8 protein-coding genes and 1 pseudogene are annotated in these 11,917 nt (G+C 69.3%); 2 read left to right on the plus strand and 7 right to left on the minus strand.

The window, feature by feature from the left end; all coding sequences use genetic code 11:
• Window positions 1-4: 4 nt before the first annotated feature.
• The 5 genes and pseudogenes from dapB to eccD form a co-directional block, all read right to left on the minus strand.
• Window positions 5-757, minus strand: a complete 753-nt coding sequence (gene dapB, locus GLX30_RS10170; RefSeq protein WP_159686297.1) for a 4-hydroxy-tetrahydrodipicolinate reductase — start codon at window positions 755-757, stop codon at window positions 5-7.
• 18 nt (window positions 758-775) lie between these two features.
• A complete protein-coding gene (locus GLX30_RS10175; protein ID WP_159686299.1) occupies window positions 776-2,155 on the minus strand; it encodes a pitrilysin family protein in 1,380 nt (459 codons plus the stop codon).
• Window positions 2,152-4,368: a polyribonucleotide nucleotidyltransferase gene (locus GLX30_RS10180; protein WP_159686302.1), complete on the minus strand. Its 2,217-nt coding sequence runs from the start codon at window positions 4,366-4,368 to the stop codon at window positions 2,152-2,154. Before GLX30_RS10180 ends, GLX30_RS10175 begins: the two co-directional genes overlap by 4 nt.
• Before the next feature lie 272 nt (window positions 4,369-4,640).
• Complete coding sequence (gene rpsO / locus GLX30_RS10185) at window positions 4,641-4,931, minus strand: 30S ribosomal protein S15 (protein WP_159686305.1); 291 nt, start codon at window positions 4,929-4,931, stop codon at window positions 4,641-4,643.
• A 197-nt stretch (window positions 4,932-5,128) separates the two neighbouring features.
• A pseudogene (gene eccD / locus GLX30_RS10190) lies at window positions 5,129-6,606 on the minus strand (type VII secretion integral membrane protein EccD).
• Between the two features lie 186 nt (window positions 6,607-6,792).
• Between eccD and eccCa the strand changes: the two are divergent.
• Both eccCa and GLX30_RS10200 read left to right on the plus strand, forming a co-directional pair.
• The gene (gene eccCa, locus GLX30_RS10195) at window positions 6,793-10,743 is read left to right on the plus strand and encodes a type VII secretion protein EccCa (protein ID WP_159686308.1); all 3,951 of its coding nucleotides are present in this window, start codon (window positions 6,793-6,795) and stop codon (window positions 10,741-10,743) included.
• A 123-nt stretch (window positions 10,744-10,866) separates the two neighbouring features.
• On the plus strand, window positions 10,867-11,112 hold the full coding sequence (locus GLX30_RS10200) for a DUF397 domain-containing protein (protein ID WP_159686310.1): 246 nt from the start codon (window positions 10,867-10,869) through the stop codon (window positions 11,110-11,112).
• A gap of 67 nt (window positions 11,113-11,179) precedes the next feature.
• Here GLX30_RS10200 and GLX30_RS10205 read toward each other — a convergent pair whose 3' ends face one another.
• Window positions 11,180-11,476, minus strand: a complete 297-nt coding sequence (locus tag GLX30_RS10205) for a WXG100 family type VII secretion target (RefSeq protein ID WP_159686316.1) — start codon at window positions 11,474-11,476, stop codon at window positions 11,180-11,182.
• 57 nt (window positions 11,477-11,533) lie between these two features.
• Entirely contained in the window at window positions 11,534-11,872 is a 339-nt protein-coding gene (locus GLX30_RS10210; protein WP_159686322.1) for a WXG100 family type VII secretion target, read from the minus strand.
• Between the last annotated feature and the right edge of the window lie 45 nt (window positions 11,873-11,917).

Raw genomic sequence — 11,917 nt, forward strand, 5'->3', positions numbered from 1 at the left:
CGCTTCAGCCGAGGTCGAGGAAGTTCTCAAGGCCGAACGTGAGGCCGGGAGCGGACACCACGCGGCGGACGCCGAGCAGGATGCCGGGCATGAAGCTGCTGTGGTGCAAGGAGTCATGACGGATGGTCAGGGTCTCACCCTCGCCGCCGAGCAGCACCTCCTGGTGGGCCAGGAGCCCGCGCAGCCGGATGGCGTGCACCGGGATGCCGTCGACGTCCGCGCCCCGCGCCCCTTCGAGGGCGGTGACCGTGGCGTCGGGCTGCGGAGCGCAGCCCGCTTCGGCGCGGGCCGCGGCGATGAGCTGGGCCGTGCGGGTGGCGGTGCCGGAGGGGGCATCGGCCTTGTTCGGGTGGTGCAGCTCCACGACCTCGACCGACTCGTAGTACCGAGCGGCCTGCTGGGCGAACTTCATGGTGAGGACCGCGCCGATGGAGAAGTTGGGCGCGATGAGCACGCCGGTCTCCGGGGAGGCGGCCAGCGAGGTGTTCAGCTGCGCCAGGCGGTCGTCGGTCCAACCGGTGGTGCCGACGACCGCGTGCATGCCGTGGCGTACGCAGAAGTCCAGGTTGCCCATCACGGAGGCCGGGGTGGTCAGCTCGACGACGACCTGGGTGCCGCAGTCCACGAGGGTCTCCAGCTTGTCGCCGCGGCCGAGCGCCGCCACCAGTTCCATGTCCTCCGCGGCCTCGACGGCGCGTACGGCTTCGGAGCCGATACGGCCCTTGGCGCCCAGGACGGCCACGCGCAGCTTGCTCATCGCTTACTTCCCTCGTTCCTAGGAGACCGCTTCGTGGAGGCGGTCCGCCTGCTTGTCCTTGAGCGGGCCGATGACCGACAGCGACGGGCGCTGTCCCAGCACCTCGCCGGCCACCGCGCGCACCTCGTCGGGGGTGACGGCCGATATGCGGGCGAGCATCTCGTCGACCGACATCTGGGAGCCCCAGCACAGCTCGCTCTTGCCGATGCGGTTCATGAGCGCGCCGGTGTCCTCCAGGCCGAGGACCGTGGAGCCGGAGAGCTGCCCGATGGCGCGCTCGATCTCCTCGTCGGGCAGGCCGTCGGAAGCGACCCGGTCGAGCTCGTCGCGGCAGATCTTGAGCACGTCGTGGACCTGGCTGGGCCGGCAGCCGGCGTACACGCCGAACAGGCCGGTGTCGGCGAAGCCGGAGGTGTACGAGTACACGCTGTAGGCGAGGCCGCGCTTCTCCCGGACCTCCTGGAAGAGGCGGGAGGACATGCCGCCGCCGAGCGCCGTGTTCAGGACGCCGAGCGCCCAGCGCCGCTCGTCGGTACGGGCGAGGCCCGGCACGCCGAGCACGACGTGGGCCTGTTCCGTCCTGCGGTTCTGCAGCTCGACCTTGCCCGCCGTGCGCAGAGCGCGGCTGCCGTCGCGGGGCGGCGTGGGCACGGCGTCCGTACGGGACAGCGCGCCCGCCTTGTCGAAGGCGCGGCGGACCTGGCGCACGACCGTGGCGTGGTCGATGTTGCCTGCCGCCGCGACGACGAGGTGGGTCGGGTCGTAGTGCTTCTTGTAGAAGCGCCGCACCCGGTCCGCGGTCAGCGCGTTCACGGTGTCGACGGTGCCGAGCACCGGGCGGCCCAGGGGCGTGTCGCCGAACATGGTGTGCGCGAACAGGTCGTGCACGCAGTCGCCTGGGTCGTCCTCGGTCATCGCGATCTCTTCGAGGATGACGCCGCGCTCCGCGTCGACGTCCTCCTGACGGATCAGCGAGCCGGTCAGCATGTCGCACACCACGTCGATGGCGAGCGGCAGATCGGTGTCGAGCACCCGCGCGTAGTAGCAGGTGTACTCCTTGGCCGTGAAGGCGTTCATCTCGCCGCCGACCGCGTCGATCGCGGCGGAGATGTCGAGGGCGGACCGCTCGTGGGTGCCCTTGAACAGGAGGTGCTCGAGGTAGTGCGTCGCGCCGCCGAGGGAGGGCGTCTCGTCGCGTGAGCCGACGTTCGCCCAGATCCCGAAGGTGGCGGACCGTACGGAGGGCAGCGTCTCGGTGACGACGCGCAGACCGCCGGGGAGGGTGGTGCGCCGGACGGTGCCGATGCCGTCCTTGCCCTTGAGGAGGGTTTGGGTACGGGCGACGGCCCGCGCCTCCGAGGAGGTGCGGGCCGTCGCCTGTGAACTACGGGACGTCACTTGGCAGCGTCGTCCTTCGTCTCGTCGCCCTCTTCGCCCTCGACCACGGGGATGAGGGAGAGCTTTCCGCGCGAGTCGATCTCGGCGATCTCGACCTGGACCTTGGAGCCCACGGCGAGCACGTCCTCGACGTTCTCCACGCGCTTGCCACCGGCGAGCTTGCGGATCTGCGAGATGTGCAGCAGGCCGTCCTTGCCCGGGAGCAGGGACACGAACGCACCGAAGGTCGTCGTCTTCACGACGGTGCCCAGGTAACGCTCGCCGACCTCCGGCATGGTCGGGTTGGCGATGCCGTTGATCGTGGCGCGGGCGGCCTCGGCGGCCGGACCGTCGGCGGCACCGATGTAGATGGTGCCGTCGTCCTCGATCGTGATGTCGGCGCCGGTGTCCTCCTGGATCTGGTTGATCATCTTGCCCTTGGGGCCGATGACCTCACCGATCTTGTCCACCGGGATCTTGACGGTGATGATGCGCGGCGCGTTCGGGGACATCTCGTCCGGAACGTCGATCGCCTCGTTCATCACGTCGAGGATGTGCAGACGCGCGTCACGGGCCTGCTTCAGCGCGGCGGCCAGGACCGAGGCGGGGATGCCGTCGAGCTTGGTGTCGAGCTGCAGCGCGGTGACGAAGGTCTTGGTGCCGGCGACCTTGAAGTCCATGTCACCGAAGGCGTCCTCCGCACCGAGGATGTCGGTGAGGGCGACGTAGTGCGTCTCGCCGTCGATCTGCTCGGAGATCAGGCCCATGGCGATACCGGCGACGGGGGCCTTGAGCGGCACACCGGCGTTCAGCAGCGACATGGTGGAGGCGCAGACCGAGCCCATGGACGTCGAGCCGTTGGAGCCCAGCGCCTCGGAGACCTGGCGGATCGCGTAGGGGAACTCCTCGCGCGTCGGCAGCACCGGCACGATGGCGCGCTCTGCGAGCGCTCCGTGGCCGATCTCGCGGCGCTTGGGCGAGCCCACGCGGCCGGTCTCACCGACGGAGTACGGCGGGAAGTTGTAGTTGTGCATGTAACGCTTGCGGGTCACCGGGGAGAGGGTGTCCAGCTGCTGCTCCATGCGGAGCATGTTCAGGGTGGTGACGCCCAGGATCTGGGTCTCGCCACGCTCGAACAGCGCGGAACCGTGCACACGCGGGATGGCCTCGACCTCGGCCGCGAGCGTACGGATGTCCGTGATGCCACGGCCGTCGATGCGGACCTTGTCCTTGATGATCCGCTCGCGGACCAGCTTCTTGGTCAGCGCGCGGTAGGCGCCCGAGATCTCCTTCTCGCGGCCTTCGAAGGCCGGGAGGAGCTTCTCGGCGGCGAGCTCCTTGATGCGGTCGAGCTCGGTCTCGCGCTCCTGCTTGCCGGCGATGGTCAGCGCCTGGGCGAGCTCGCTCTTGACGGCGGCGGTCAGCGCCTCCAGGACGTCGTCCTGGTAGTCGAGGAAGACCGGGAACTCGCCGGTGGGCTTGGCAGCCTTGGCGGCGAGGTCCGACTGCGCCTTGCAGAGGGCCTTGATGAAGGGCTTCGCGGCCTCGAGACCCGCGGCGACGACCTCCTCGGTCGGCGCCTCGGCGCCGCCCTTGACGAGCTCGATCGTCTTCTCGGTGGCCTCGGCCTCGACCATCATGATCGCGACGTCGCCGTCCTCGAGGACGCGGCCGGCGACCACCATGTCGAAGACGGCGTCCTCGAGCTCGGTGTGCGTCGGGAACGCGACCCACTGGCCCTTGATCAGGGCGACACGGGTGCCGCCGATCGGGCCGGAGAAGGGCAGGCCGGCCAGCTGCGTGGAGCAGGAGGCGGCGTTGATGGCGACCACGTCGTACAGGTGGTCGGGGTTGAGAGCCATGATCGTCTCGACGATCTGGATCTCGTTGCGCAGGCCCTTCTTGAAGGAGGGGCGCAGCGGGCGGTCGATCAGGCGGCAGGTGAGGATCGCGTCCTCGGAGGGCCGGCCCTCACGGCGGAAGAAGGAGCCGGGGATCTTGCCGGCTGCGTACATCCGCTCCTCGACGTCCACCGTGAGGGGGAAGAAGTCGAGCTGGTCCTTGGGCTTCTTCGAAGCGGTGGTGGCCGACAGCACCATGGTGTCGTCGTCCAGGTACGCCACGGCGGAACCGGCGGCCTGCTTGGCCAGGCGGCCCGTCTCGAAGCGGATGGTGCGGGTACCGAAGGCGCCGTTGTCGATGACGGCCTCGGCGTAGTGGGTCTCGTTCTCCACCAGCGGTTTCTCCTACATTCGTCTTTGCGTCCCCGCGCCCGTGTGGCCGGGGACCGTGGCGGAGAAGCGCGCCTTGCGTGCGGGCCGGTCTTCGATCGAAGCACCCGGGGTGATCTGTCCGGGGGCCACTACCGAGGACCGGCGGCGAGGAGGCGGCTTCTCGCGCGTTCGTGTGTCGTTGTGCGACCAGACTAATTGGCGTCCGGTACATCGCGCACGTACAGCAAAGGGAGCGGCCCCCTAAGAGTGGGAACCGCTCCCTTCACGGCGTCTTACTTGGCACCGCCGGCAGCACCGCGGCGGATACCGAGCCGGTCCACCAGCGCACGGAAGCGCTGGATGTCCTTCTTGGCCAGGTACTGCAGCAGGCGGCGGCGCTGGCCGACCAGGATCAGCAGACCACGACGGGAGTGGTGGTCGTGCTTGTGCGTCTTGAGGTGCTCGGTCAGGTCCGAGATGCGGCGGGAGAGCATCGCAACCTGGACCTCGGGGGAGCCGGTGTCGCCCTCCTTGGTGCCGAACTCGGTGATGATCTGCTTCTTCGTAGCGGCGTCGAGAGACACTCGGTACTCCTCATGGTTTCGATGCGCCCGCGAGTGCCCCTGGTCTCTGTCTCAGGGGAGCTTCCGTGACTCGGAGGCGGAGGCCCGATGGGCGTTGCACTCCGGAATCCGCAGGACTCCGGGGATCGCATACACAATCGGCCGTTACACAGCGTACCAGCCTGCCGGACCCCGCCCGGCCGGGCGCCCCGGCGCAGCTAGCTGGTGAGCGAGCGGGCCGCGTTGTAGACGTCCAGGACGGCGAGGCAGAGCGGAACCAGGGAGAGCAGCACCGCGCCCTCGGTGATGTCCAGCAGGCGTCCCCAGAAAGGAGAGAGCCCCTTCTTGGGGATGACCAGTCCGATCGCCGTGATCAGCGCGGCACCGGCGGCCACGGCGGCGGTGAGCCAGATCGTACGGATGTCCAGGCCGCCCCGGTCGCCGTACATCAGGAAGTCCTTCATCAGGTCGACCGGCGGGTTCAGGGACAGACCGAGGACCAGCAGGGCGATGGCCGCGATGCCCGCCACCAAGGTGCAGGCGACCTGCGAGGTGTAGCGGAAGAGACGGGCGCGCAGCAGCATCGCGAGGCCCGCGGCCAGGGCCAGGAACTGCCCCAGACGTTGCTGGAGAAGCCGAGCACGGCGGCGCAGCCGACGACGACCGCGGCGCAGCCGCCGACCAGGCCGAGCAGCATCTCGTGGCCGCGGCGCGCCTGGGCGGCGATCCGCTCGGCGTCGACCGGCTCTGCTTCGGGCAGCTCGTTCGGGTCCGTGTAGCCGTCGCCCTCGAACTCGTCGGCGGCGCTGCGGGGCGCGGCGTAGCCGATGGGGAGGCGGGCGAAGCGGGCGGAGAGGCCGGGCAGGAAGGCCACCAGTCCGATGGCGACGGGCACCACGACGGCTGCCGTTCCGGTCGCCGACCACTCCGTCATGATCGCCAGGAAGGTGGCGGCGGTGCCGGTGACGGCCAGGAACGTGGCCGCGACGAACGGGGCGTCGCCACTGGGAGTGAGGGCGACGAGGGCCACCGAGGCGATCAGCACGGTCACACAGCCGAGGAGGAACTGCAGCCGGCCGGGGCCGTGGCCCGCGTCGGGGCCGATGATTCCGGAGCCGGCGATGAGCAGGAGCGGCAGCGCCCCGAGTCCGAGGGCCACGGCCGTGCCGCGGTCCGCGTAGACGCGTGCCCGCACACCGGCGAAGGCCGTGAGCAGCACGCCGGCGGCGCCCGCGATGATGCCCGGCAGGCTGTGCATGTCGTGGTGGACCGGGTCGGCGAACCACAGCACGAAGCCCATCAGGACGAGCAGCAGCACGCCGCCGACGAGGCCGGCTCCGCGCAGCAGGTCGTCGCTCCACAGGTGACGGTCGCGGACCACGGCCGACGCCACGGCGTCCGAGACGTCGTCGAAGACCGCCGGGGGGAGGGACTCGGCGAACGGACGCAGGCTCAGCACGTCGCCGTCGACCACCCGTTGGGCGGCGAGGGACCGTGCGCCGTCGAGGACCGTGCCGTCCCTGCGCACCAGGTGATACCCGGTGGGTGCGCCCGCCGCCTGCGTCTGGCCGGTCAGGCGCAGGATCTCCGGATAGACGTCGGCAACGGCGATGTCCTCGGGGAGGGCGACATCGATACGGCTGTCCGGCGCCACAACGGTGACGCGGCAGAAGCCGGTCGCTGCGGTCGTACTCACGTGTGTGGACCCCCTGATTCGCGGTTGCGCACGATGCGCGCGCCACCCTACCGGGACACGTGGGACCGGTCTGCAAGTAGGATCACCGTCGCGCGGAGGGGAGCGCGCCGATCACCCGGTCCCGGGGGCGTCGGTGGCGGAACCGGCCCATCCGTCTTCCGTCCGTCTCGAGGGATTGATGCTCCGGTGAGCCAGATCGTCGTGAAACGCCCGCCGAGGTCCCTGCCGCCCGAAGTTCCCACAGGGGAACTGGTCCTGGAGGCGCCTCCAGAGCTGCCGAGGGGCCAGCAGGAGGGCATGCTGATGCAGATCCTGCCGGTTCTCGGCATGGGCTCCTCCGTGGTCTTCTTCTTCTCGCCGCAGGCACCTCCGTTCATGCGCATCATGGGTGTGCTGATGCTGGTCTCGACGGTCGCGATGGTCGTGGCACAGGTCGTCAGGTACCGCCGCGGTACGCAGGGGCAAATGGCCGATGTCCGTCGTGACTACCTCAAATACCTCGCACAGACGCGGCGTACGGTGCGCAAGACCGCGCGGAAGCAGCGCGACGCGCAGCTGTATCTGCACCCCTCGCCCGAGCAGTTGTGGTCGGTGGTGGCCGAAGGGTCCCGTCTGTGGGAACGACGGGTGGGCGACAAGGACTTCGCCCAGGTCCGTGTCGGCCTGGGCGCGCAGCAGCTCGCGACGCCGCTGATCGCTCCGGACACGGCGCCGGTCGACGAGCTGGAGCCGCTGGCGGCCGGTGCGATGCAGCAGTTCCTCGCTGCTCACGGCTCGCTGGACGGCCTGCCGATGGCCGTCTCGATGCGTGCCTTCTATCACGTGACGGTCTCCGGCGAGCCCGAGTCGGCGCAGGCCGCGGCCCGTGCGCTCGTCTCCCAGCTGGTGACGCTGCACTCGCCCGACGACCTGATGCTGGCTGTGGTGGCGGCGCCCGGCGCGGTCGCCCGCTGGGACTGGACGAAGTGGCTCCCCCACACCCAGGTCCCCGGTCAGGTGGACGGCGCCGGCACCAAGCGTCTGTTCGGCGACGACCTCGGCGAGTTGGAGCAGTTGCTGCACAGCCGGCTCGACGGCCGGCCGCGCTTCAGCCGCGAGAACCAGCCGGTGATGGACCAGCCCCACATAGTCGTCGTGCTCGACGGCGGGATGGTGCCGCCGGACTCCCTGTTCGCGGCGGCAGAGGGTCTGCAGGGCGTCACCATCGTCGAGGTCGTCTCCGGCGATCTGGACGAGCCCCGCGGCGGCCTGTCCGTCGTCGTGCGGCCGGGCAGGCTCCGGCTGGAGTCGGGCTCCCGGGTGGCGTACGAGGGGATTCCCGACGGCATCTCGCTGCCCGCGGCGGAGGCGCTCGCCCGTCAGCTCGCGCCGCTGCGCATGGGCGGCGGGGACGACGACGAACCGCTGCTCTCCAACCTCGACTTCACCGATCTGCTGAACCTCGGCGACGCCGCCGGTGTCGACGTGGCCCGCACGTGGCGGCCCCGTTCCGTGGCCGAACGGCTGCGTGTGCCCATCGGTGTGGGTGAGGACGGCCAGCCGGTCATGCTGGACCTCAAGGAGGCCGCGCAGGAGGGCATGGGTCCGCACGGTCTGTGCGTCGGTGCGACCGGTTCCGGCAAGTCGGAGCTGCTGCGGACCCTGGTCCTCGGACTCGCGGTCACCCACTCGTCCGAGACGCTCAACTTCGTCCTCGCGGACTTCAAGGGTGGTGCGACGTTCGCCGGAATGTCGCAGATGCCGCACGTCGCGGCGGTCATCACCAACCTGTCCGACGACCTGACGCTGGTCGACCGCATGGGTGACGCGATCCGCGGTGAGCTGCAGCGCCGCCAGGAACTGCTGCACAAGTCGGGCAACTACGCCAACATCCACGACTACGAGAAGGCCCGCGCGGCCGGCGCCGCGCTCGAGCCGCTCGCCTCGCTCGTGCTCGTTCTCGACGAGTTCTCCGAACTCCTCACCGCCAAGCCGGACTTCATCGACATGTTCATCCAGATCGGCCGCATCGGCCGTTCGCTGGGTGTCCATCTGCTGCTCGCGTCGCAGCGCCTGGAGGAGGGCAAGCTGCGCGGTCTGGACACGTATCTGTCGTACCGGATCGGTCTGCGTACCTTCTCGGCGGCCGAGTCCCGCACGGCGATCGGCGTGCCGGACGCGTACCACCTGCCTTCTGTGCCCGGTTCCGGTTACCTGAAGTTCGGTACGGACGAGATGACCCGCTTCAAGGCGGCCTACGTGTCCGGCACGTACCGCACCGGCGGACCGGACCTCTCGGTGGGCCACCTGTCCGTCGAGCGGCGTCCGGCGCTGTTCACCGCGGCTCCGGTGCCGGTCGTGTACGCGGCCCCCGACCCGTCGGCCGCCGCACCGAGCAGTTCGGACGACGAGGCCCTCGCCGACACCGTCCTCGATGTGATCGTGCGCCGGCTGGAGGGGCAGGGCGTGCCGGCGCACCAGGTGTGGCTGCCGCCGCTGGACCAGGCCCCGACGCTCGACCAGTTGCTGCCGGGTCTCGCTCCCTCCGCGGACCGCGGACTCACCGCGACCGAGTACACCCGGCCGGGTGGCCTGGTCGTACCGCTCGGACTGATCGACAAGCCGTTCGAGCAGCGGCGTGAGGTGCTGTACCGCGACTTCTCCGGTGCGGCGGGCCACATGATGGTGGTCGGCGGTCCGCAGTCCGGCAAGTCGACACTGATGCGCACCCTGATCTCCTCCTTCGCCCTCACCCACACGCCGAGCGAAGTGCAGTTCTACGGACTGGACTTCGGAGGTGGCGGTCTGTCGTCCCTCTCCGACCTGCCGCATGTCGGCGGCATCGCCTCGCGTCTCGATCCCGAGCGGGTGCGGCGTGCCGTGGCCGAGGTCATGGGGGTCCTGAACCGGCGTGAGGAGTTCTTCCGCGCGAACGGCATCGACTCCATCCAGACGTACCGGCGCAAGCGCGCGGCGGGTGAACTGCCCGGCGAGGCCTGGGGGGACGTCTTCCTGGTCATCGACGGCTGGGGCGGTTTCAAGAACGACTACGAGATGCTGGAGCCCATCGTCTCGGACATCGCCGCCCGCGGTCTGGGCTACGGCATCCACGTCGTCATCACCGCCGCCCGCTACATGGAGGTGCGCGCGGCGCTCAAGGACCAGATGCTCGGCCGCCTCGAGCTGCGGCTGGGCGATGTGATGGACTCCGAATTCGACCGCAAGGTCGCGGCCAACGTCCCGGCCGGGGTGCCCGGCCGCGGCCAGGTGCCGGAGAAGCTGCACTTCATGACGGCGTTGCCGCGGATCGACTCGGTGAGCAGCTCCGGCGACCTCGCCGACGGCGTCTCCGCGTTCGTGCAGGCGGTGAAGGGCAACTGGTCGGGTCCGGCGGCTCCGACGATCCGGCTGCTGCCGCGCAGGCTGCCCGCGGAGCAGCTGCCGAAGGGCTTCGAGTACCCCCAGCACGGCATCGCGATCGGCATCGACGAGACGAACCTGGAACCGGTCTTCGTCGACTTCGAGACCGACCCCTTCCTGATGGTGTTCGGTGAGAGCGAGTCGGGCAAGACGAATCTGCTGCGCCTCGTCGCCAAGCAGATCGCCGAGCGGTACACGCCTGAGCAGGCGCGGATCGTGGTGGGTGACTACCGGCGCACCATGCTGGAGGCGGTCCCGGCGTCCCACCTGCTCGAGTACGCGCCTATGGCGTCGGCGATGGAGATGCACATGGAAGCCATCTCCACGGTGATGGAACGGCGTGCGCCGAAGCCGGACATCACACCGCAGCAACTGCGCGACCGCAGCTGGTGGTCGGGTCCGCAGCTGTTCGTCGTGATCGACGACTACGAACTGGTCGCGACCAACTCCGGTAATCCTTTGGCGTCGCTGGCCGAGAAACTGCCGTACGCGCGCGACGTGGGTGTCCGCTTCATCGTGGCTCGCAACGCCGCCGGAGCGTCCCGCGCGATGTACGAGCCGTTCATGCAGCGGATGAAGGAACTGGGCGGCCAGGGTGTCATCCTGTCCGGCAGCCCGGCCGAGGGCGACATCATGGGCAATGTGCGGGCCCGTCCGATGCCGCCGGGACGAGGCACGTTCGTGTCACGCAAGAGGGGCAACCCGCTGATCCAGGTCGGCTGGTACCCGGGGCAGTAGGGCGCGTGCGCCGGCTCCCCGGTCGCCTTGCACACCGCCCGGCCGTTCGTCAAGAACGGCCGGGCGCACGCAGTAGTGTGACCATCTGCAACTGCTGGGTGACATGCATGGAGGGACGCGCCGATGGCTGACGCAGTCGACAAGGAACGTCAGAAGGAAGAGCTGTACGCCCTCGACATCTCCGGTGTGGAGTGGGTCGGCGCTCCCGGCACAAGTCCCGACGAGGAGCGGGTCGAGATCGCCCACCTGCCGGGCGGCGCCGTCGCGATGCGGTCGTCACTGGACCACGACACGGTGCTGCGCTACACGGACGCCGAATGGCGGGCGTTCGTGCTGGGCGCGCGGGACGGCGAGTTCGACCTCAAGTAGAGGCGTCACGACGAAGGGGGCTGCCCGCCGATGCGGGCAGCCCCCTTTCGCGTGGGAGACGGGCGGTTCAGCCCATCATCATGCGGAACCGTGCGGCATTGCCCTTGTCGGTGTCCTGGTAACCGATGACGGCGTCGCCCAGCAGGCGGGCGATCGTCTGCAGGTCCTGGTTCATGCCGTCCATGTCGGTGGCGAGCTGCTTCTGGATGGCCACGTAGGCCTCCTTGGCCTCACCCTGCCACGCGCCGGCGACACGGTTGACGTGGCCCAGCAGGATGCGGAGTTCGTCCGCCAGGTCCGAGGCGGTCTTCACCGTGTCGCGCGCGGCCTGGGTCACTGTGTCGTAATTGACGGCAGTGGTCATTGATCTCTCCTGGTAGTGAAGTTCGGCGAACGGTCGATGCGGACGGGACTGTCCGGCTCAGACTTCGAGGATGGCGCTGGTGTTGCCCTTGGCGTTCTCCATGCCGGCGAAGGTCGACATGCGCTTGCGCTCTTCCTCGTCGAAGCCGTCGGCGCTCATCTTCACAATGTTCTGGAGGTTCTCGAGGCTCTGCTGCAGGTTGGCCAGACGGCGGTTCACCTGGGTCTGCACCTGGTCGTACTGCTGGCTCGCCGCACCCTGCCAGCCCGCCTGAATGCGGTCGACAACGCCGTTCAGGGAGGTGATCCGACTGTTCAGCTCGGTCGAAAAGTTCTGGATCTTGCCGCTGAGTTCGGTGATATCACCGGTGGTTACGTCGAGATTCTTGTCCGACATCGTGCCCCTTCTTCCTGCGACAGTGACTGTAGACGGAAGCCGTTC

The organism is Streptomyces sp. Tu 2975 (assembly GCF_009832925.1).
Taxonomy (GTDB): Bacteria; Actinomycetota; Actinomycetes; order Streptomycetales; family Streptomycetaceae; genus Streptomyces.